The sequence below is a fragment of the Furfurilactobacillus cerevisiae genome, from assembly GCF_048961765.1.
Taxonomy (GTDB): domain Bacteria; phylum Bacillota; class Bacilli; order Lactobacillales; family Lactobacillaceae; genus Furfurilactobacillus; species Furfurilactobacillus milii_A.
Genome location: NZ_CP185253.1, coordinates 2,666,079 through 2,689,299 on the forward strand (window position 1 = coordinate 2,666,079; position 23,221 = coordinate 2,689,299).

Below are 23,221 nucleotides of genomic sequence, written 5' to 3' on the forward strand. Positions count from 1 at the left end.
CAGGATTTCCCTGCGAACTGAACTCATAATGTAGATTATAATTTCAAACCTAGTTCACATGCAAATAAACTTGAGGTAATTCTCATTTTTTAATCTTTTCTTTGTTTCACTAAGCCAATGGATCCCAGCTTGGCAAAATTGTTGGTTCAGTCGTCAATAAGGCCTGTTGATCAGATGTCAGATACTTTTTATTAACGACCACTTCATAAACGTAATCATTAAACCAGTCAGCACTCATGACGAAGTAACCATCGGCCCCGTTTTCTTTGCCCCATGAGTTTTCAACCTTCCAACGTCGTGGTTGATCATCGACGACATCAACACCGGTTAAGGTCATCGCATGGGAAACTTCACCTTGCCCCGTGAGCAAACGATCAGCCTTACTCATCTGAGAGTCAACGTTAAATAAGGCATCCGTTTGGAACAGATTGCTATCCAAATAACCAGTCTTCCGGTCCATTTGTTGTAACACGTCATTACCAAACCAAACGGTCTCACCATCTTTTAGCTGAGCTGTTGCGACCCTGTTCAGTTCATCCATCGGCACATTTAAAAAGTGAATTGGGTTGCCACTTTCAATATTGTCTTGAGCCGGCATTGCATACAGTTTGTTGTACGCCTTATCAGGAGAATTAGTGACCACCACATAGTCGTTAAAGTCAGCTGTGAAGTATTTGTTCAAGAAATCCTTCGGGGTCAAATCGCGATCAATGTGATATTTTTTATCGTCATCGGTATATTCGAAATCAAACTTTACCGGTGGTTCACCGAATGCGTAGGCCGCCATGCGGTAAACTTCTCGCAACATTTGTCGACGAGCCGCCTCAAGTTGTTCCTCACTAGCACCATTGCTAACCAATGTGCGCAACGCAACAGCGTCTTTACGTTCTTTAGTGTTCAATGCTAATTCAATTTCTGAGCTATCCTCAGTATTGTGCACTTCAGGCATTACATAACTAGGCACGACGCCGTACTTTTGAACTAAACCGGCAGCCATATTCCATTGGCCACCATCGGTACCGGCCATCGACATTAACTTTTGCACTTCACGGTCATCGATTGGCCTTGTGGTATCCTCAATCATCTTTGTATAGAAAGTATTGGCGCGTTCAACACGGTCCCAGAAAAATAAATAACTCTGTGATAACTCGAAATCCTTAATCTTATATTGCTTGGCCATGCTGTGCCTCAACGTATTGAGCGTTGCAAACAACCAACAACGACCGGAATGCTTCTGATTAGAGACCGCACCTGTATCAACTTCGATTGAAAAAGCTCGGTTTAATCGCGTCGCTGCATGATTATCCCAGCTGGCTGCTTTAACACCGTTTTTCGTCACCGTACGTTCCAAAATAGCCGCCTGTGGCTGTTTGGCATAGTCTGCTTGTAAATCTGCAATTGTGGCCGCGTCTAAAACCGGTCGTGTTAATTCTGCTTCACTCATTCACGATGCCTCCAAAAATTAGAATAAAATAATTTTACTCCTTAATGAGAAAAAGTCTAATCAACTTTTCACATTTGACTGTTCTTGTTGAATTAATCATTGTCTTAAACCAGTTTTGTTTTTTGGGGTTTTCAACGCTGACAAACGAAATAATGGTAACCGTTTTCTTTACAATCACAACATTGCTTGAATAAATGCGGGTAAAACGGTAAAAATTCGCATCAACCATTTTCATTACATCATAAGTCAAAAGTTTGTATAGTTCACATTCTGTTCTAAATGATTTTATTAATATATTTATTTATGAGTTTTTAGTTAAATAAAACGAACATTAGATAACTTGAGACTCGTTTTCAATCGTGTATACTGATTGTTGGTTAGACATTGCCAATCATTTTCAAATCACGATTAGTAATGAGTAAACGACGTCAGTACAACAATCTATCGGCGCAGATATTCCTTGTTCACGCTTTCCAATATCTGCTTACTATTCAGTTTACGAAAGGGTGTCTCATTGTGGATGTAAAGTTTCAAAACGTTTCGTTAGCATACGACAACGTAAACAACATTTTAAATAATATCAGTTTTACCATTCCTGAAGGACAGTTGACCTGTTTGCTCGGCCCAAGTGGCTGTGGCAAGTCAACAACCTTGAATTTGATTAGTGGTTTGCTTTCGCCAACCGGTGGTCAAATTTTCTTTGGTGATCAGAACGTTACGAAAAAAGACGCTCTGGCACGCAAAGTGGGAATGGTTTTTCAGAACTATGCACTTTATCCTCATATGTCCGTGTTGGATAACATTTGTTTTCCGATGAAAATGGCCAAGGTTAAGAAAGCAGACCGACTCAAACGAGGGCGTGAACTCGCGGCATTGGTCCATGTTGAAACTGAATTATCTAAGAAACCCAGCGAACTTTCCGGCGGACAGCAACAACGAGTCGCAATCGCTCGTGCCCTAGCAAAATCGCCGAGCATCTTATTACTTGACGAACCCCTTTCTAACCTCGATGCCCGATTGCGGGTAGAAATGCGTGAAGAGATCCGTCGCATTCAAAAGGAAACTGGCGTGACCACTGTTTTCGTGACCCACGATCAGGAGGAAGCCATTCATATCGCCGACCAAATCATGGTTCTAAACGAGGGCAAAATCCAACAGTTCACGACACCTAATCGCCTTTACGATCAACCTGACAACCTTTTTGTTGCTAAGTTCATTGGATCGCCAATCATAAATACCATTCCGTTTGCAAACGTTCGTGACGATTTTAAAACTGTTGTCCCTACCAGCGTCCTTTCAGACGGTACTACCGTTGCCATTCGTGCTGAGAGTATCGTGCCCGCTACCGATCCGCATGACCACTTAACTATGCTTCCGCTTACTGGCACTCAGGTTCAATCCAACCGCTTCGGACGAGAAACAAGCCTTTCCCTTAATTATGGCGGTCACACGATTATTGCAGACGGTTTCCGAGAACAGGATTTAGGTCGCAATGGCAAATCACTTCAGTTTGCCTTGAGACCACAAGGTGTCTTTGTTTTCAATCAGTCAGGTAACCGCATCTGGCCTGAGACCGTTGCGACCAACGTATCACCGTTGAAACCAACCGAGGTAATCCACGCATGATCAAACAACATCCGACAATTAAGTCAACGTTGATTGCATTCGCCTACCTTGCGCCAATGCTGATCATTACGTTGGTGTTTAACATCTATCCCATTTTTAAATCTTTTGCGATGAGTTTTTATACGAAGTACGACTTCTTTACCGATAAGGTCAGTGCTCTTGGATGGGCCAATTATAAGTTTATTTTTTCGGATCCTGACTTCTATTTGTCTGTTCGTAATACGCTGATCTTTGTCCTCGGGGTCGTGCCATTCTCCGTTCTTTTATCACTGATCATTGCCCTTTTATTACACCGCGTTCGCTTTTTAGCCGGCCTATTCAAAACAGCTTACTTTCTGCCCTTTGTTACCAGCACGGTTGCCATCTCTCTGGTCTGGCAGTGGATTTATAACGATCAATACGGCCTGCTCAACGCATTCTTAAGTCATTTCGGCGTTCATCCTATTGACTGGTTAAATGATCCTCATTGGGCAATGCCCGCATTAATTATTATGACCATTTGGAAAGGATTGGGATTCAATATCATTCTCTTCCTCGTCGGCCTGAGTAATATCGACAAACGTTACGATCAGGTAGCACAAATTGACGGCGCAAATGCTTGGCAACGCTTCATTCATGTTACCTTGCCACTGCTTTCACCAATGACCTTCCTAGTTAGTGTCACCAGCGTCATCAGTGGTTTCAAAGTATTCGACGAAATTTTTGTTCTGTTTGGTGGCTCACCTGGTCCAGGTAAATCGACGCTCACCATTGTTTTCTACCTGTACCAAAAATTTTACTCAGAATGGAAATATGGTATTGCGGCCGCATCAGGTGTCGTCTTATTTTTACTTATTCTCGTCGTCACCATCATTCAATTTTGGTACAGCAGAAAGCACGTGCACTATGCTTAGTCGATTGTTCAAAAGGAGCTTCGCATGACGAAAAAGCGAATCAGTCAGGCTTTACTCATAATCATTTTGACGCTGGGTGCCATTACGATGTTAGTGCCCTTCATCTGGATGCTCTCAACCGCTTTAAAAACAGCCCCAGAAACGGTTAGGGTGCCGCCAACATGGATTCCAAAGCACCTGCAGTGGCAAAACTTCGTTACTGCATGGCACGCTGCCCCATTTTTAACATATTTTATCAATAGTCTTATCGTCACCACGGTCACAACGATTGGTCAGTTATTTACAACGATTTTAGCCGCCTTTGCATTTTCCCGGCTTAACTTCTATGGCAAAAACTTTCTATTCGCGCTCTTCTTATCGACCATGATGGTTCCTGGCGAAATGTTGATTATTCCAAATTTCGTTACCTTATCAAAATTTAGTCTGATTAACACCTTTGGTGCGTTGATCATCCCCTGGTTAGCCAGTTTTTTTGCCGTTTTCACCTTACGTCAGACATTCAACGCCATTCCAAACGAACTCTATTACGCGGCCAAATTAGATGGTTCATCAGATTGGCACTTCCTCTGGACTATGATGGTGCCGCTATCCAAGTCGGCCATCACCGCAATCGGTATCTTGGAAGTCATTGGCAGTTGGAATTCATTCATGTGGCCACTTATTGTGACTAACACGGCTAAAGTAAGAACGCTTCCCGTTGGTTTGAATGCCTTCACCAGCGACGCCGGGACACAATTTCAACTCCTCATGGCGGCATCAACATTTGTTATCTTGCCAATGATCATCGTTTATCTGTGCCTACAAAAATACATCATTGCTGGTATTAGTAAATCAGGTCTTAAGGGTTAAACCGCTTTAACAGCTTTGCACCGAAAGGGGTGTTGCCATCGAGAATCAGGTGTTTGTATCGGGAATGTCACTTCTGTTTGAGAAAGGATGAAAAAGATCATGAAGACCCATAAAGGTTTGATGCTGCTGGCAACGCTAGCTGCTGCAGCCGGTATTACATTAACGGCGCTGCGACCTGCACATGCCGCCGATACTTCGACAAACCGAACAAAGATTACTTTTTGGAGCGGTTTAACTGGCCCTTATCAAAAGAATCTCAACACAATCGTTAACGACTACAATCAGTCGCAAACTAAGTACCAAGTTGTCGCCACCTCGCAAGGTGACTACACCCAAATGAACCAAAAGGTCATGGCCGCAGCCAAGTCACATAGTCTGCCTGTTTTGGGCATGACAACCTATACAAACCTACCTGATTATCAACACCATGGCTTTATCGATAATTTAAATCCAATGTATAAGGGCATGTCATCAAAAGCGAAAAAGGACATTTACCCAGCCTTTCTTTCCGGATCCAAGATTGATAACACTTACTACTCAACACCATTTTCAAAGTCAACGCGCATTATGTATGTAAACAAAGACATTCTGAAGAAATATCACCTGAGCATTCCTAAGACTTGGGATCAATTGAAACAAGATGGTGCCAAGCTGAAAAAAGATGGAATCTATGCTTACGGATTCGACAAGAGTTTTGACATGGAATGGGAAGGTATGGCGCACGCGGCTGGTGTAACGCCCGTCTCCAGCACTGGCAAAGTTCAGGTAGCCAACAAGAAGTCCATTGCGGCCGCCAATTTGGTTCTAGACATGGTTAAGGATGGCACGGCTAAATCAGCTGGCTCCGATAACTACTGGACCAAAAACTTTGTTAACGGGAAATCGGCTTTCTACATTGGTTCTTCCGCCGGTTTGACCCAAACGAAGTTACAAGCACCTAAAACATTAAACTGGACCACCGCCCCTGTTCCTTCATATGAAGGTAAGAGTGGTACGGAAGTCGCAGGTAACGACTTAGTGCTATTTAAAGGTGCAAACACCAAGCAAAAACGTGGCGCTTACGACTTTATGAAGTATCTACTTAAAGCAAAAACTGCTACTAAGTGGGCTAAATTAACTGGTTATGTACCATTATCAAAATCAGCTACTAACTCCGCAGATTACCAAAGCTTTTTGAAACAACACCCTGAGAACAAAGCAGCTGTAAACTCATTACCAAAAGCATTCGCCCAACCTGCCTTTGCTGGTTTCGGTGAATACTATAACGACAAAGGTGACGCATTTAACAGCATGCTCACTAAGAACACGTCCGCAAAAGATGCGTTAACAAAGCTTGCTAAACAAGCAAAGCAAATTACTTCAGCAAACTAGTTTTTCAAACATTGTCACATTAAGTATTTTTATAGTAGATTGTAAAATTAATCCGAACGCTGTTCGGACAAAAAAGATCAGCTTCCTTTAAAATGGTGTTTACAACAAACCCATCTTTTAGGAGCTGATCTTTTGTCTAGTATAACCTATTCCGAACGAATTAAAATCGAAACCTTTTGTGAACTAGGGCTGTCCAATATCCAAATGGGCGTTCGGCTGAACCGATCACCGTCAACAATTTCTTATGAATTATCTCGATGTCAACCTTATCAGGCTGAATTAGCACAAACAGATGCCGAATACAAGCGATCACGATGTGGTCGGAAAACTAAGCTGAGCGATGAGTTAAAGCAAACAATTCTCAACCATTTACATCTAAGCTGGTCACCAGGAATGATTGCTCACGAATTTAAACTAGCGACTAAATCTATTTATAATTGGCTAAATCAGGGGAGAATTGGTTTCTCCTTGAATGATCTACCTGAACATGGCGTACGCCAACGGCGTAACGTTGACCAACGATCCAAATATAATCAATCTTTGGGGCGATCGATTGAACAGCGTCCCATGATGATTAATCAACGTAATCGCATCGGTGATTTTGAACTAGATACCGTCGTTGGCCCTCGTGGGCATAGTAAGGCAGTTTTATTAACTTTAATCGATCGCAAATCACGGTTCCTTTGGGCATATCGGTTAAAGGACCGAACGACAGCGAGTGTTAATGAAGCACTGACTAAGTTCCTAACAACTTTTAATGGACCGGTGCACAGTTTTACTGTGGACCGTGGTACTGAGTTTAGTGGGCTAGTATCATTTGAATCACAATATGGTATTAAGACCTATTACTGTCATGCTTATACGCCAGCTGAACGTGGTAGTAATGAACGCTTTAATCGGAATTTACGTTATTTTTATCCTAAGGGGACTCGTTTTGAGCACATTAGTGCTCAAGATTTAACGACGACGTTACTCCAAATTAACCAGAGACCGCTTAAAATACTTGACTGGAAAACACCGTATCAGGTTATGCTGACCAATTTGTCCAAAAATTCGGATTAAATTTGCAATCTACCTTATCCCAAACAGGCGACGTTTGTGTCAGAACGTCGCCCTGCTACATAGAACATCTGCTTTCCCCACATATGCCAATATCTGTATTTATATTAAGAGGCTAATCTATGACTACTGTTCGATTTTTAAACGGTTTATCCACCATTGGCGGCAACATCATGGAAATTGCCACCGAAACATCTCGAGTCATTATGGACTTCGGTATGACTGAAAATAGCGAAGAAACAGATGTCCGAACGTTGATTGCACAACACAGTTTACCTGCACTTAATGAGCTGTTTCAGGATAATCAGAAACACGCCTTTCAACATGAAGCCATTTTTATCAGTCATTTGCACTTAGACCACACGGCAGCATTAGCCTACCTGCGCAGTAACATTCCGGTTTATATCTCTCATGAATCGTATCGACTGTATCAAAACTTAGCTGGCTCTGGCCTGGCAATGCCTCTAGGAATTAATCTTCATGCATTTGAATATGATCACACTATTCAAATCGGCGACCTTTCTGTAACAGGTTTTGCTAGCGACCATGATGCTTTCGGAGCCGCTGCTTTGCTAGTTAGCGATGGTCACCACTCCTTTGGTCACTCTGGCGACGTTCGTCTTCATGGTCCTCACCTAGAACGTGTTCACAACTGGATAAACGCATTTCGAGCAGCTCATCTGGATCTCTTTATGCTAGAGGGCACGAGCTTCAGCTTTGAACCGAAACAGAATTTAGAATTTTCTGAACCAGTCAGTGAAGATGATGTTCAGCGTACCTTTAGGCAACTGATTCAAAATGATGAGCGTCTCCTTGTCATTAATCCGTATCCACGAAACCTTGAGCGATTATTACGCTTTAATCAAACAGCAAATGCGTATAATCGCCCCGTTGTCTGGGAATTACCATACGCCCGCTTATTAAGTAGCTTTTATCCTGAAGCATTAATTCACGTTCAAGAAACAGAACGACTTAACAAACAGGATTTTGCGATGTTAATTCCCGTTTCCATGTCCACTATTCAGCACGAGCCAGAACGTTTTTGTCTACAGAATAGTTACGCTGATTTACAAGTATTGTCTCGCTGCCCAAAATTCCTATATTTACACAGTAATGGCGAACCACTTGGCAATTACGATCCTCGTTACATGAAACTACAGGAATTTCTCGCACAACATCACGCCGAATATCAGTACTTAGGCAGTTCAGGCCATGCTACTCGGAATGCGCTCATTGCCATTGCTAAAAACGTTAACGCGCAAACTACAGGTATCTGGCATTCATTTCATCCAGAAGCGGCCGTCGCTGCCATGTCAGAATTAGATACTCGGTAGATTGCAAATTTAATCCGAATTTTTGGACAAATTTGTCAGCATAACCTGATACGGTGTTTGCCAGTCGAGTATTTTAAGCGGTCGCTGGTTAATTTGGAGTAACGTCGTCGTTAAATCTTGAGCACTAATGTGTTCAAAACGAGTCCCTTTAGGATAAAAATAACGTAAATTCCGATTAAAGCGTTCATTACTACCACGTTCAGCTGGCGTATAAGCATGGCAGTAATAGGTCTTAATACCATATTGTGATTCAAGTGATACTAGCCCACTAAACTCAGTGCCACGGTCCACAGTAAAGCTGTGCACCGGACCATTAAAAGTGGTTAGGAACTTAGTTAGTGCTTCATTAACAGTCACTGTCGTCCGATCTTTTAACCGGTATGCCCAAAGGAACCGTGATTTTCGATCGATTAAAGTTAATAAAACTGCCTTACTATGCCCACGAGGACCAACGACTGTATCTAGTTCAAAATCGCCGATGCGATTACGTTGATTAATCATCATGGGACGCTGTTCAATTGATCGCCCCAAAGATTGATTATATTTGGATCGTTGGTCAACGTTACGCCGTTGGCGTACGCCATGTTCAGGTAGATCATTCAAGGAGAAATCAATTCTCTCCTGATTTAGCCAATTATAAATAGATTTAGTAGCTAGTTTAAATTCGTGAGCAATCATTCCTGGTGACCAGCTTAGACGTAAATGGTTGAGAATTTTTTGCTTTAACTCATCGCTCAGCTTAGTTTTCCGACCACATCGTGATCGCTTGTATTCGGCATCTGTTTGTGCTAATTCAGCCTGATAAGGTTGACATCGAGATAATTCATAAGAAATTGTTGACGGTGATCGGTTCAGCCGAACGCCCATTTGGATATTGGACAGCCCTAGTTCACAAAAGGTTTCGATTTTAATTCGTTCGGAATAGGTTATACTAGACAAAAGATCAGCTCCTAAAAGATGGGTTTGTGGTAAACACCATTTTAAAGGAAGCTGATCTTTTTTGTCCGAACAGCGTTCGGATTAATTTTACAATCTACCACTCACCTTTTTTTACTGTAAAAGGCACCCGTAAAATGTAGGAAAACGGCAGGTTAGAACTGTTGGTTTTCCTACATTTTTTGTATCATGAATCACATCAGAGTGTAGGAGGAATTTGATGTGAGACGTGATTTAAGAGAAGGAGTGACGATTTACGTGACTGAAAATATTAAGCCTAACTTCGCCGAGATTGCCCGGCAATATAATGTTGATTATCGAACCGTTAAGAAAGCCTATGAGGAAGTCAAAGCTGGACTTAAGGGCCGACCAAGTGGTCGACCGAAACGGCCAAGTTTACTGGATCCATTCAAGCAAACCATCGATTCAAAGCTTGAACTAAATTGTTCGGCTGCTTCAATTTTTAAATTTATCCAGAAGAAGGGCTTTACCGGCAGCTATACCCTCGTGAAAGATTATTGTCGCCAAACCCGCCGAGAACGAGTTAAGAAAGCTACCATTCGGATTGAACATTCCCCTGGTCTCTCTGCTCAAGTTGACTGGAAAGAAGAAATGGCCCTAGTGAGCAGCGAGGGTGAGCTGTTTAAATTCAATATTTTCTTGTATGTATTGCCTTATTCAAAACTCAAATATATGACACTAACCTTTGATCGGAGCCAAGATACCCTCTTTTCTTGCTTACACGACGCTTTCCTTCATACCGGAGGTATTCCGACGGAAATCTGGTTTGATAATATGAAAACCGTTGTGGATCATACAAAATCCCAGTTTGGCCACGCTGTCTTTAACGAACGGTTCCACGAATTCTGTAAAGATGCCGGTTTCACACCAATTGCTTGTCGACCATTCAGACCACAAACTAAAGGTGCAGTTGAAGCCCTTGCTCGCACGGTTGAACGTTTACGGCCATACAATACTGAATTTGCTGATGGAACTGAGCTAATCGAACTAGTTCATATGCTCCGAGATGATCTAAATCATGAAACTTCGCAGGCCACGGACGAAGTCCCGTACCTGAAATGGTTAGACGAAGAAAAAGAGTACCTTCATCGCGTTCCAGTTAATCTCCTTGAACCATACTTCGAAGAAAACATTACCCGTGTCGTTTCGAAGGAGGCCATGATCAATTTCCGCAAATGTAAGTACTCAGTAGATCCGCGATACATTGGTTGTACGGTTGCTGTTGAAATCTCCAATGATGAGCAGCGCATTCACATTTATTATAACGGAGAAGAAATTCGTACGCACTCCATAACTACCAATTCGCTGAATTATGACCCCCAAGATCAGTTCAATATCCTCAAATCTGATTTGCTTAAAGGGCGGACAGATGAAGACATTTCAGCTTACATTCGTGAACATATGACTGATTACGACAACTTATAGGAGGCTACCATGACCACTAATAATCAAATTCTTTTAAATAATCTTGAGCGCTTAGGGTTAAACAAAATCCGTGAATACTTGCCGAATTACCTTGATCAAATTCACACTGATAATCTGTCATTAACTGAGGCGCTAATTGATTTAACTAATTCGGAACTCCAGAATCGACACGAAGGTCAGATTGCACGGGCCATTGGCCGTGCTCGGTTCCCCAATACAAAATCCCTAGATACATTTGATTTTAGCTTTCAACCCAGTATGAATCGCCAAGAGGTTCTGGAATTCCAGAATCTGGCTTTTATGGAAAAGTCTGAAAACTTAATCTTTATTGGCAATCCGGGAGTCGGTAAAACCCACTTGGCAATTAGTATTGGGATTGAGGCCTGTAAACAGGGCTGTCGGGTTCTCTTTATTAATTGTCATGAGCTGTTGATTAGATTGAGAGCAGCTTACGAAAAAGGACTGCTTGATCGATCTCTAAGCCGCTATTCGCGCTATGACCTATTAATTATTGATGAAATTGGGTATTTGCCAATTGGTCACCAAGAAGCTAACCTCTTATTTCAGCTAGTCAATGCCCGCTATGAAAAGCATTCAACGATCATTACCAGCAATAGTGATCTATCCGCTTGGGTTGATATTTTCCAGAACCCAACTGTGACAGCAGCCATTCTCGATCGCTTGGTTCATCATGTTCACGTAGTGAAGATCACTGGTAAATCTTACCGATTACGTGGCCTCAAGTAACTGCCGAAAACCTACATTTCTTTCTGCCGAAAACCTACATTTTTAAACTGCCCTTGACATTTTTACCAAACTATGATGAAATTTACTCGTTTTAAAGGGGTTCTCCATGAAATTAACAATTTTATCTACTAGTGATATTCACGGCTATTTCTACCCAACAGATTTTCGAACTGCCAATCAGCAATCACCGTTTGGTCTAGCGCGTGCTGCGACAGTCATTGACACAATAAGGAGTCAGTCAGATCCACAAGATATGGTGCTAACCATTGAAAACGGCGATTTTATTCAAGGTTCCCCGCTAACCTACTACCTAAATCATTTTGATCAGACATCTGCACCCTTGCTCAGTAACGTCGCCAATAACGTCAATTATGATGTCGGTATCTTGGGCAACCATGAGTTTAATTACGGTCGGGAGTATATGGAACATGTACTTTCAAAACGGAATTACCCTATCTTGTGTGCAAACATCCTGGATGAACAAGGACGGCCTTATTTCGGTAATCCTTACAAAATCTTCACTCATAACGGTCTTCGAGTAGCTATTTTAGGGCTCACCACCTCTTACATTAGCCACTGGGAACCTTTAGATCACGTTCGTGGTTTATCCTTTGTTTCCGCATTACAAACGGCAAAAAATTACGTGCCTAAGCTTCATCAATTAGCTGATATTGTCATCGTTGCCTATCATGGCGGATTTGAATGCGATTTGGATACAAATCGACCAACTGAACTAGAAACTGGCGAAAACGAAGCTTCTGCCCTTTCTAAAGTTCCCGGCATCGACGCCCTCGTTACAGGCCATCAACACCGTTCTATTGCAACCCACGTGAATGGTGTGCCAACAACACAGCCAGGCTATCGCGGTGCTTACGTTGGCCAAATTAACCTCACCGTGGAAGATCATGTCATAACCCATAGTGAAGCTTCGCTGATTAAAACCGCTACAGTGCAGCCACGAATACAAATCAATGAACCATTAGCAAAGAGCGAAATGGCTACAGAGAACTGGTTGGATACGACCATTGGTCAGCTAGAGGAAGATGCACATATTAGCGATCCTATGATGGCCAGATTACACGGGCACCCCTACCTCGACTTTATTAACCAAGTTCAGATGGAAGCCGCCGGAGTTGACCTCTCCAGCACCGCCTTGTTCACCAACGAGGTGGCAGGGCTAGACCGTGAAGTTACAATGCGTGATGTTGAAATCAGCTATCCGTATCCAAACACCTTAGCCGTTTTAGAAATCACCGGTGCAGATTTACGTGCGGCCGTAGAACAATGCGCGCATTATTGGCAGTGGGACGGTCAGCAAGTTGGTGTCAGCAAAGATTACACCGATCCAAAAGTTCAACATTATAACTACGATCTATTTGCCGGCATAAATTACACGGTCGATGTAACCAGACCACTTGACGATCGTGTTACCGAACTGATCTACCATGGCGAATCAGTCAAGAAAACAGATCGTTTGCACATCGTTCTCAATCAATATCGTGCAATTGGCGGTGGCGAATTTCATATGTTCTCTGCTGATAAAATAATTAAAACTGTGCCCATTGACATGGCCGAGCTAATTGCCCATTATTTTTCAAAACGTCAAATCGTCTCTGTAGTGCCAACTAGCACTTATCGAGTAGTAGCGAATACAAAAGTTCTGTGACTAATGTAAAAACTCTCCCACCGAAAACGCGGTGAGAGAGTTTTTTCTGACTATTTTTAACTTAGATTTCGCATCATGTTTGCAAAGCCACTTTCTTCCATAATTGAACGGTCATTAACCATCTTTTTAACAAGAGCAACTTTACGACCCTTCAATTTAATCCGACCTGAATCACCTATCTCTGCAATACCAGTCGTTGGTCCCAGTGAACAAACTGTTCCCAAAGATTTATAAGTAAAGTCAGATAATTGGGTCCCGTCAATCGATGCCTTAATATTCTTGGCTGTGTGGGTCGCTTGAGCAATAGAAATTTGTCCCGTAGTTGGGTAAAAACGTCCACTAGCTGGATCAGGAACCGCACTACTATCACCAATGATGAACACTTCAGGATGATCTTTCATAGTAAGCTGACTCGTCACTGCCACGCGGTTTCGTTTCTGATCAAATTGTGAATCACTGATAACGTGGCTGCCGCGAACCCCAGTAGTCCAAATAATGGTGTTGGCTTCGTAAACATTATCCCCACTAATGACACTGTGATCTGTCACTTCGTCAATTGGCGTAGATGTATGAATGATTGCACCATGATCTGCTAAGAATTGTACGGCAAAATCGACAAGCTTTTGATCGAACATTGGTAAAATCTTTGGCATTGCTTCAAGACAAGTAATTTGAATTTTATCTGCTGGCAAATGATACTGTTCAACTAGTGAAGGCATGCGATAGACTAATTCTCCCAGCAGTTCGATACTCGTGAAGCCGGCACCACATACGATAATGTGCAGATCCCGTTCATCGTGTGTGTCATTGTATGCGGCCAAACGTTCTTCAAGATGTTTCCTAATTGCTTTGGCACTATCAATATCTTGGAGTGGTAATCCGTATGTCGCCGCTCCTTTAATGCCAAAGTCTTCTGACTCAAATCCTAGTGCAACAACTAGATAATCATATTTTAACGGTGTTGCTTCTTTCTCTAACGTTACCGTTTTATCTTGGGGATCGATGCGTGTCACATTGTCTTGCTTAAAGGTTACTTCTTTAGGAATAGCCTTACGGATGTCAAAAGTGATGTGGTCAGCTTCATTTGTGCCAATTGCCACAGTATGTAATGCAGTGGCCTCATAGTGATATGAATTTCGATCTATTAAGGTTACGTGTACGTTCGATGTGCCGCTCAATTCGCGGACCGTTCGTAATCCAGCGTACCCAGCGCCTAATACCACAACTTCTGTCATAATAATGACCTCCCTCAGTGTTTTTCTTCTCATGACTATTATAAAAGCAATCGCATTTAATTGTCCTAATTTACGCTCGCTATTTCTATTTTGCACAATATAATCAATTAATAAACTTAGAAAAATAAAAAACGCCTCAAATAACGAGACGTTTTGCACTGGAATATTCAATTAAAAGATGCCGGATAGGTGACTTGAACACCTGACCCTCGGTTTACGATACCGATGCTCTACCAACTGAGCTAATCCGGCAAATAGCACATCTGTTAGTATAACGGACTTTTTCACTGGCTTCAAGGTTTAATCAACGCCTAGCTAGCATTTCTTGCTGAAAGGCGCCGTGCCTTAATCAGGCGCCTTTCAAGATACAAAAAAACGCCAATCATCAGATTGACGTTTCAATCGCATGGCGACGACCTACCCTCGCAGGGAGCGATCCCCCAACTACTCTTGGCGCGACGAAGCTTAACTTCCGTGTTCGGCATGGGAACGGGTGTATCCTTCGTGCCATCATCACCACACTCTGAGCGTTATCCACTCAAAACTGAATCATGATCTTCTTTTCTTTAACCGGACCACCACTTCGTGGTTAAGTCCTCGACCGATTAGTACTAGTCCGCTCCATGTGTCGCCACACTTCCACTTCTAGCCTATCTACCTCATCATCTCTGAGGGGTCTTACTTCCATATAGGAATGGGAAATCTCATCTCGAGGCGAGTTTCACACTTAGATGCTTTCAGCGTTTATCTCATCCATACATAGCTACCCAGCGATGCGCCTGGCGGCACAACTGGTACACCAGCGGTATGTCCATCCCGGTCCTCTCGTACTAAGGACAGCTCCTCTCAAATTTCCTGCGCCCGCGACGGATAGGGACCGAACTGTCTCACGACGTTCTGAACCCAGCTCGCGTACCGCTTTAATGGGCGAACAGCCCAACCCTTGGGACCGACTACAGCCCCAGGATGCGATGAGCCGACATCGAGGTGCCAAACCTCCCCGTCGATGTGGACTCTTGGGGGAGATGAGCCTGTTATCCCCAGGGTAGCTTTTATCCGTTGAGCGATGGCCCTTCCATACGGTACCACCGGATCACTAAGCCCGACTTTCGTCCCTGCTCGACCTGTCTGTCTCACAGTCAAGCTCCCTTGTGCCTTTACACTCTACAAATGATTTCCAACCATTTTGAGGGAACCTTTGGGCGCCTCCGTTACCTTTTAGGAGGCGACCGCCCCAGTCAAACTGCCTACCTGACACTGTCTCCCGCCACGCTAAGTGGCGCGGGTTAGAGTGGCCGTATAACAAGGGTAGTATCCCACGGTTGCCTCCTTCGAGACTAGCGTCCCGAGCTCTACGGCTCCTACCTATCCTGTACAAGTTATACAGACACCCAATATCAAGCTACAGTAAAGCTCCATGGGGTCTTTCCGTCCTGTCGCGGGTAACCCGCATCTTCACGGGTAATATAATTTCACCGAGTCTCTCGTTGAGACAGTGCCCAGATCGTTACGCCTTTCATGCGGGTCGGAACTTACCCGACAAGGAATTTCGCTACCTTAGGACCGTTATAGTTACGGCCGCCGTTCACTGGGGCTTCAATTCTGAGCTTCGCTTACGCTAACCCATCCTTTTAACCTTCCAGCACTGGGCAGGCGTCAGCCCCTATACGTCATCTTACGATTTTGCAGAAACCTGTGTTTTTGATAAACAGTCGCCTGGGCCTTTTCACTGCGGCTGCACTTGCGTGCAGCACCCCTTATTCCGAAGTTACGGGGTCATTTTGCCGAGTTCCTTAACGAGAGTTCACTCGCTCACCTGAGGATACTCTCCTCGACTACCTGTGTCGGTCTGCGGTACGGGTAATTAAACTCTAACTAGAAGCTTTTCTCGGCAGCGTGACATCAACGACTTCCCTACTTAAATTTCGGTCCTCGTCACAGCTCAATGTTAAAGAAACAAGCATTTAACTCATCTCACACCTCACTGCTTGACCGGACATTTCCAATCGTCCGGATCGTTTAGCCTTCTGCGTCCCTCCATTGTTCAAACAAGTTTAACTAGTACAGGAATCTCAACCTGTTTTCCATCGACTACGCCTTTCGGCCTCGCCTTAGGTCCCGACTAACCCTGGGTGGACGAGCCTTCCCCAGGAAACCTTAGTCATTCGGTGGATCAGATTCTCACTGATCTTTCGCTACTCATACCGGCATTCTCACTTCTATGCGCTCCACCAGTCCTTACGATCTGGCTTCACCGCCCATAGAACGCTCTCCTATCGCGCCACTTACGTGGCACCCACAGTTTCGGTAATATGCTTAGCCCCGGTACATTTTCGGCGCAGAATCACTCGACTAGTGAGCTATTACGCACTCTTTAAATGGTGGCTGCTTCTGAGCCAACATCCTAGTTGTCTGTGCAACTCCACATCCTTTTCCACTTAGCATATATTTAGGGACCTTAACTGGTGATCTGGGCTGTTCCCCTTTCGACGGTGGATCTTATCACTCATCGTCTGACTCCCGGATAACACATCAATGGCATTCGGAGTTTATCTGAATTCAGTAACCCATGACGGGCCCCTAGTTCAAACAGTGCTCTACCTCCATGATGATTCATCCGAGGCTAGCCCTAAAGCTATTTCGGAGAGAACCAGCTATCTCCAAGTTCGTTTGGAATTTCACCGCTACCCACACGTCATCCCAGCCTTTTTCAACAGACACGGGTTCGGCCCTCCGGTGCGTATTACCGCACTTTCAGCCTGCACATGGGTAGGTCACCTGGTTTCGGGTTTACTTCAACATACTTAGTCGCCCATTTCAGACTCGCTTTCGCTACGGCTCCGGTCTTTCCACCTTAACCTTGCATGTTAACGTAACTCGCCGGTTCATTCTACAAAAGGCACGCTATCACCCATTAACGGGCTCTAACTACTTGTAGACACACGGTTTCAGGAACTATTTCACTCCCCTTCCGGGGTGCTTTTCACCTTTCCCTCACGGTACTGGTCCACTATCGGTCACTAGGGAGTATTTAGCCTTACGGGATGGTCCCCGCAAATTCCGACGGAATTTCACGTGCTCCGCCGTACTCAGGATCCTGAACTGAGGGACTTTGATTTCGTCTACGTGGCTCTCACACCCTATGGCGACGTTTCCCAACGTCTTCGACTATCAAGGCCTTTGGTAACTCAAATGTTCAGTCCTACAACCCCAAACTGCAAGCAGCTTGGTTTGGGCTGTTCCCCGTTCGCTCGCCGCTACTTAGGGAATCGATTTTTCTTTCTGCTCCTGTTGCTACTTAGATGTTTCAGTTCACAACGTCTACCTTCAACTAGAGTATGTATTCCCCTAGTGATAATCAGCGGTTAAACTGATTGGGTTTCCCCATTCGGAAATCTCCGGATCAAAGCTTACTTACAGCTCCCCGAAGCATATCGGTGTTAGTCCCGTCCTTCATCGGCTCCTAGTGCCAAGGCATCCACCGTGCGCCCTTTATAACTTAACCTAACAGTTCATACGAACTGCGGTTATGAGTTTAGCGATAAACAATTTAACTTGTTAAAAAACTCAAAAACGCGGTGTTCTCGGTTTAAATAATAAAAAGAATCATGATTCAGTTTTCAATGTACAACGTTTCAGGTTGGTCACTTGCGTGACCGATTGGAGGATAATGGGCTTGAACCACTGTCATTCATCTGCAAGCAGATGCCGCTCTCCCATCTGAGCTAATCCCCCATGTCATCGTCTGACATGGTGTGAGGTAAATCCCTCAAAACTGAACAACGTTTCCACTAATGTGTAAGGTTCCGATTTGTTTCCTTAGAAAGGAGGTGATCCAGCCGCAGGTTCTCCTACGGCTACCTTGTTACGACTTCACCCTAATCATCTGTCCCACCTTAGGCGGTTGGCTCCCGAAGGTTACCCCACCGACTTTGGGTGTTACAAACTCTCATGGTGTGACGGGCGGTGTGTACAAGACCCGGGAACGTATTCACCGCGGCATGCTGATCCGCGATTACTAGCGATTCCGACTTCGTGTAGGCGAGTTGCAGCCTACAGTCCGAACTGAGAATGGCTTTAAGAGATTTGCTTGGCCTCGCGACTTCGCTGCTCGTTGTACCATCCATTGTAGCACGTGTGTAGCCCAGGACATAAGGGGCATGATGATTTGACGTCGTCCCCACCTTCCTCCGGTTTGTCACCGGCAGTCTCATTAGAGTGCCCAACTTAATGCTGGCAACTAATCATAAGGGTTGCGCTCGTTGCGGGACTTAACCCAACATCTCACGACACGAGCTGACGACAACCATGCACCACCTGTCTTTCCGTCCCCGAAGGGAACATCCGATCTCTCGGATTAGCAGAAGATGTCAAGCCCTGGTAAGGTTCTTCGCGTAGCTTCGAATTAAACCACATGCTCCACCGCTTGTGCGGGTCCCCGTCAATTCCTTTGAGTTTCAACCTTGCGGTCGTACTCCCCAGGCGGAATACTTATTGCGTTAGCTGCGGCACTAAGGGGCGGAAACCCCCTAACACCTAGTATTCATCGTTTACGGCATGGACTACCAGGGTATCTAATCCTGTTTGCTACCCATGCTTTCGAGCCTCAGCGTCAGTTACAGACTAGGTAGCCGCCTTCGCCACTGGTGTTCTTCCATATATCTACGCATTCCACCGCTACACATGGAGTTCCACTACCCTCTTCTGCACTCAAGTTATCCAGTTTCCGATGCCCTTCTCCGGTTAAGCCGAAGGCTTTCACATCAGACTTAAATAACCGCCTGCACTCCCTTTACGCCCAATAAATCCGGATAACGCTTGCCACCTACGTATTACCGCGGCTGCTGGCACGTAGTTAGCCGTGGCTTTCTGGTTAAATACCGTCACTATCTGAACAGTTACTCTCAGATACGTTCTTCTTTAACAACAGAGTTTTACGAGCCGAAACCCTTCTTCACTCACGCGGCGTTGCTCCATCAGGCTTGCGCCCATTGTGGAAGATTCCCTACTGCTGCCTCCCGTAGGAGTCTGGGCCGTGTCTCAGTCCCAATGTGGCCGATCAGCCTCTCAGCTCGGCTATGCATCATTGCCTTGGTAAGCCGTTACCTTACCAACTAGCTAATGCACCGCGGGTCCATCCTAAAGTGATAGCCGAAACCATCTTTCAAGCGAAAGCCATGTGGTTTTCGTTGTTATGCGGTATTAGCATCTGTTTCCAAATGTTATCCCCCACTTTAGGGCAGGTTACCCACGTGTTACTCACCCGTTCGCCACTCACTTCAATGTCTCGTCAATCTGGTGCAAGCACCGTCAATCAAAAACCGAAGTGCGTTCGACTTGCATGTATTAGGCACGCCGCCAGCGTTCATCCTGAGCCAGGATCAAACTCTCAAATTAATGAGTTATTTGAAATAGCTCTTGTTTTGTTGTTACTTGGTTATAAAGTGAATTGACTTCACAATTGTAATTGCTTCGAACTTTCGTTCAAAGACCCTACACATTTGATTCGTCGAAACGTTGTTCAGTTTTCAAAGATCTACATCGCTGTCATGCGACAACTTAATTAGTATAACATGCTGTTTTTAATCGGTCAAGCAAGAAATTAAACATTTTTTTGAAATCCGTTTAGCAACTTGACGACCTCTCGTAGCAGCAAGTAATACTATATCAACAAGTCGAACATCGGTCAAGCGTTTTGTTCAAAAAAATATCGCACGAAGTCAAACAGACAACTTCTTTCATTATATGTGCGATTGATTTCAATTCGAATTAATTCCACATCCTCGACACACAGTGACTACAACCGGGTCCTAAAAAGTATTCGTCATATCAAACCATGAGGTTCGAATGACGAATACTTTTTAAACACCGCCGTTGTTTTCAACGTCACAAAGCAAATTTACTTGTCTGCTGTCCATGTTTTGTAAGCCTGGTTAATATTAAATCGTTTGCTGGCGGTACTCGTCCAAAACGGAACCTTAACGACGCCAGCGACTTTCTTTTGCTGTACAAAGCCCCAATAACGACTGTCGTTTGACACAGAGCGATGATCGCCCAGGACAAAATACATCCCCTTAGGAACTGTCGATGACTTCACCCGCCAATCATGTTGTGCGGCTAACGACGATAAAGTCCAGTTACCAGTCCCCTGATTACGCTCTGTCATGCCTATGTAACTCTGATTGATCTTACGGTCATTAACATACAGGACACCATTCTTGCTTTCAACCGTGTCACCTGGCATGCCAATGACCCGTTTGACATAATCAATGTGTGAGGTGGCGTTCGGATCTTCACCCTGCGCATCAAAAATAATCACAGAGTTATGGCGAATCGGAGCTCGGTTAAACATCGCCACTCGTTCGTGGTCCTCTAAATTAGGTTGCATCGATGGACCTGCAACATAAGCAAACTGAAATAATGTCGCCTTAATTACCACCGCCACGATTACCCCAATCAACAACGCTATGATCACACTTACAATGCTCTTTAAAGTTTTCATCAATCCTGTACCAACCGTCTGATAATTTTCGTTTAACTCTCTCCAGAAATTTATTTTAGTCCACTTGCGGCACAATACAATTCTTAATCTCAAACTTAATTGAACAGGCCAATATTTTTCAATTCCTTGTCGCCACACATAAGAATTTTACGCAATTGTTCCCTCAACACTCTCAATATCTGCTTTACCATCGTAAGCAACCATTGCCTCAATTGCGGCCGTAATACCACGCACATCATCCGCTAATGACAATGAAGGCACGTTTGGACGGCTCACAACCTGCTCGGGCAGAAACGGAATGTGCATGAATCCTGCCTTCAATGCGGGAAATTGTTTATCTCGCATATACTGCACCTGATACATGATGTGATTGCAAACGTAAGTCCCTGCCGTTGTCGACACTGCGCTTGGCACGCCAACTTTGCGAATGGCGCGTGCCATTGCCTTAACCGGTAACTGAGTAAAGTAAGCCGTCGCACCATCGCTTTGAATCGTTCGGTTGATCGGTTGAAAGCCCTCGTTGTCCGCAATCCGGCCATCATCAAAATTAATGGCAACCCGTTCCGGCGTGATAGCAGCCCGGCCACCAGCCTGACCAATGTTTAAAACATAATCTGGATGTTCTTGTTCAACAGCATCCTGAACAACCGTTGCGCAACGATCAAACACCGTTGGAATTTCTAGCTTCACAATATCGGCACCCGCAATTTGTGCTGGCAATTGCTTCACGGTTTCAATCGCCGAATTAATTTTATCCGTGCCAAACGGATCAAAGCCCGTCACTAAAATTTTCATACTGACGCATCCCCTTCGCTTGCCATTATCTTAGTGTTTCTGACTGATGGCGTTGTTATTCATCATTCTAATCATCTGCCAACGACTTTCAATAAAAAACGCTAACCTCCAATACGGAGATTAACGTTTTTCACATTTGTAAAACTAGTTTATGTTGTTACTTTTACGATCGGCGATACTTACGAACACCGAGAAAAATGAATCCTGCCGCCATCATACCTAACCCGGCAATAACCAGCGCAAACGAACTTTGCTGGCCTGTATGTGGTAAGACCTTTGCCTGCGACTTAGCAGCCACACGCGCAGGGGCATAAACTTCTGTAGCCAATTGAACATGCGTCTTCTTAACAGTTGTTTGCTGTGCCGGAGTCGTTTGCTCAACCGTTCGAACTGGAACCGGTTTTGCAGCTACCGGTGTAACAGTCTGTGTGTCCACGGGTTGTTTTGGTGTCTGTTCATTTGGTGTTTGTTCAGGTGTGGTCATCGGCGTGTAAATCACCTCTACCACGCCTGGTTGACCCGACACCTCTGGTACAACTGTAACTTTGTAGCCAGGAATTTGAGGGACGTTTGAAATTGGCTGTCCCGGAACGCCAGGTTGTTGCGTCGGCGTCGTGCCAGGAACTGGTTTGCCATCGGGCGTCTTTGGTACAACCGTCACAATGAGCTCGTAATAGTAGTCCACTGCGCCGTTCGTTAAGCCATACATGCCGCTGGCGTTGGCCGGCGTAGCAACTAGCTTATAGCCGCTAACATTGGCTGGTGTCGACTGATAATCACTACCAAACGGTCCAGACAGCGTGGCAGAACTTGCAATTGGCGTCGTTGTCCCTTGAATGTAGTAATTAACCGTAACAGTTTCCGTCAGTGGTGTATAAACGACATTGACCTGTCCCGGCTTATCCGGCACATTCGGTGTGGTTGTTCTTGTATATCCTGGAATCGTTGGATAGCCACCCGTTGGTGCGACCGGTTGGCCTGGAGTACCTGTACCTGAAGGAGCTGGCACATTTGGAATTTTATTACCATTACTGTCCACTGGAACAACACTGTAATCAACAGTGTACTCATAATTGACGGTGCTGCCAGCCGCTACATAAGTGCCAGTGGCATTGCTTGGCGTTGCGACTAATGTATAACCCGGAATTTGGGCTGCATTCGTCGTATACGTCAGACCGACACCACCGTTCGTTGTCGCGGAATTAGCAATCTTGTTTGTAGTGCCAACCACATAATAATTGGCCGTAACGGATGCATTTTGGCGATAAACGACTTTCACAGTCTGTGAACCGGCACCGGTCAAAGTGTAGCTAGTTGG

At 44.5% G+C, this 23,221-nt stretch carries 15 protein-coding genes, 2 tRNA genes and 3 rRNA genes; 9 read left to right on the forward strand and 11 right to left on the reverse strand.

What is annotated here, in order from left to right:
- Positions 1 to 109 precede the first annotated feature (109 nt).
- Positions 110 to 1,444 carry a C1 family peptidase gene (locus ABUE36_RS13150; protein ID WP_421016882.1) on the reverse strand — a complete coding sequence of 445 codons (1,335 nt, stop codon included), beginning with the start codon at positions 1,442 to 1,444 and terminating at the stop codon, positions 110 to 112.
- Between the two features lie 516 nt (positions 1,445 to 1,960).
- Here ABUE36_RS13150 and ABUE36_RS13155 point away from each other — a divergent pair.
- The 6 genes from ABUE36_RS13155 to ABUE36_RS13180 all read left to right on the forward strand — a co-directional run bounded on the left by ABUE36_RS13155 (position 1,961) and on the right by ABUE36_RS13180 (position 8,576).
- A complete protein-coding gene (locus ABUE36_RS13155) occupies positions 1,961 to 3,070 on the forward strand; it encodes an ATP-binding cassette domain-containing protein (protein WP_161001885.1) in 1,110 nt (369 codons plus the stop codon).
- Positions 3,067 to 3,963 carry a carbohydrate ABC transporter permease gene (locus tag ABUE36_RS13160; protein ID WP_017261107.1) on the forward strand — a complete coding sequence of 299 codons (897 nt, stop codon included), beginning with the start codon at positions 3,067 to 3,069 and terminating at the stop codon, positions 3,961 to 3,963. Before ABUE36_RS13155 ends, ABUE36_RS13160 begins: the two co-directional genes overlap by 4 nt.
- 24 nt (positions 3,964 to 3,987) lie before the next feature.
- Positions 3,988 to 4,812, forward strand: a complete 825-nt coding sequence (locus tag ABUE36_RS13165) for a carbohydrate ABC transporter permease (RefSeq protein ID WP_161001884.1) — start codon at positions 3,988 to 3,990, stop codon at positions 4,810 to 4,812.
- A 99-nt stretch (positions 4,813 to 4,911) separates the two neighbouring features.
- A complete protein-coding gene (locus ABUE36_RS13170; RefSeq protein ID WP_421016883.1) occupies positions 4,912 to 6,183 on the forward strand; it encodes an ABC transporter substrate-binding protein in 1,272 nt (423 codons plus the stop codon).
- 132 nt (positions 6,184 to 6,315) lie between these two features.
- On the forward strand, positions 6,316 to 7,245 hold the full coding sequence (locus ABUE36_RS13175) for an IS30-like element ISLpl1 family transposase (protein WP_096109805.1): 930 nt from the start codon (positions 6,316 to 6,318) through the stop codon (positions 7,243 to 7,245).
- Between the two features lie 119 nt (positions 7,246 to 7,364).
- Positions 7,365 to 8,576: an MBL fold metallo-hydrolase gene (locus ABUE36_RS13180; protein WP_421016884.1), complete on the forward strand. Its 1,212-nt coding sequence runs from the start codon at positions 7,365 to 7,367 to the stop codon at positions 8,574 to 8,576.
- Between the two features lie 9 nt (positions 8,577 to 8,585).
- Here ABUE36_RS13180 and ABUE36_RS13185 read toward each other — a convergent pair whose 3' ends face one another.
- Positions 8,586 to 9,515: an IS30-like element ISLpl1 family transposase gene (locus tag ABUE36_RS13185; RefSeq protein ID WP_421016461.1), complete on the reverse strand. Its 930-nt coding sequence runs from the start codon at positions 9,513 to 9,515 to the stop codon at positions 8,586 to 8,588.
- A gap of 219 nt (positions 9,516 to 9,734) precedes the next feature.
- On the opposite strand from ABUE36_RS13185, the gene istA reads away from it, so the two are divergent.
- The 3 genes from istA (at position 9,735) to ABUE36_RS13200 (ending at position 13,371) form a co-directional block, all read left to right on the forward strand.
- On the forward strand, positions 9,735 to 10,958 hold the full coding sequence (gene istA / locus ABUE36_RS13190; RefSeq protein ID WP_003555353.1) for an IS21 family transposase: 1,224 nt from the start codon (positions 9,735 to 9,737) through the stop codon (positions 10,956 to 10,958).
- 9 nt (positions 10,959 to 10,967) lie between these two features.
- On the forward strand, positions 10,968 to 11,705 hold the full coding sequence (gene istB / locus ABUE36_RS13195) for an IS21-like element helper ATPase IstB (protein WP_014386885.1): 738 nt from the start codon (positions 10,968 to 10,970) through the stop codon (positions 11,703 to 11,705).
- 106 nt (positions 11,706 to 11,811) lie between these two features.
- On the forward strand, positions 11,812 to 13,371 hold the full coding sequence (locus tag ABUE36_RS13200; RefSeq protein WP_421016885.1) for a bifunctional metallophosphatase/5'-nucleotidase: 1,560 nt from the start codon (positions 11,812 to 11,814) through the stop codon (positions 13,369 to 13,371).
- Between the two features lie 56 nt (positions 13,372 to 13,427).
- Here the strand turns inward: ABUE36_RS13200 and ABUE36_RS13205 are convergent, their stop codons facing one another.
- The 9 genes from ABUE36_RS13205 to ABUE36_RS13245 all read right to left on the reverse strand — a co-directional run bounded on the left by ABUE36_RS13205 (position 13,428) and on the right by ABUE36_RS13245 (position 23,182).
- Complete coding sequence (locus ABUE36_RS13205) at positions 13,428 to 14,606, reverse strand: NAD(P)/FAD-dependent oxidoreductase (protein WP_161001881.1); 1,179 nt, start codon at positions 14,604 to 14,606, stop codon at positions 13,428 to 13,430.
- A gap of 179 nt (positions 14,607 to 14,785) precedes the next feature.
- Positions 14,786 to 14,858: transfer RNA gene (locus tag ABUE36_RS13210), tRNA-Thr, on the reverse strand.
- A gap of 152 nt (positions 14,859 to 15,010) precedes the next feature.
- Positions 15,011 to 15,127 (reverse strand): 5S ribosomal RNA (gene rrf / locus ABUE36_RS13215).
- A 64-nt stretch (positions 15,128 to 15,191) separates the two neighbouring features.
- Positions 15,192 to 18,111, reverse strand: a 23S ribosomal RNA gene (locus ABUE36_RS13220).
- A 156-nt stretch (positions 18,112 to 18,267) separates the two neighbouring features.
- A tRNA-Lys gene (locus ABUE36_RS13225) sits at positions 18,268 to 18,341 on the reverse strand.
- 88 nt (positions 18,342 to 18,429) lie between these two features.
- Positions 18,430 to 20,003 (reverse strand): 16S ribosomal RNA (locus ABUE36_RS13230).
- The 16S, 23S and 5S rRNA genes sit together here with 2 tRNA genes alongside, the layout of an rRNA operon.
- A 502-nt stretch (positions 20,004 to 20,505) precedes the next feature.
- Complete coding sequence (gene lepB / locus ABUE36_RS13235) at positions 20,506 to 21,108, reverse strand: signal peptidase I (protein ID WP_161002104.1); 603 nt, start codon at positions 21,106 to 21,108, stop codon at positions 20,506 to 20,508.
- A 147-nt stretch (positions 21,109 to 21,255) separates the two neighbouring features.
- Positions 21,256 to 21,903, reverse strand: a complete 648-nt coding sequence (gene pcp / locus ABUE36_RS13240) for a pyroglutamyl-peptidase I (RefSeq protein ID WP_421016886.1) — start codon at positions 21,901 to 21,903, stop codon at positions 21,256 to 21,258.
- A 163-nt stretch (positions 21,904 to 22,066) separates the two neighbouring features.
- Positions 22,067 to 23,182: a MucBP domain-containing protein gene (locus tag ABUE36_RS13245; protein WP_421016887.1), complete on the reverse strand. Its 1,116-nt coding sequence runs from the start codon at positions 23,180 to 23,182 to the stop codon at positions 22,067 to 22,069.
- Between the last annotated feature and the right edge of the window lie 39 nt (positions 23,183 to 23,221).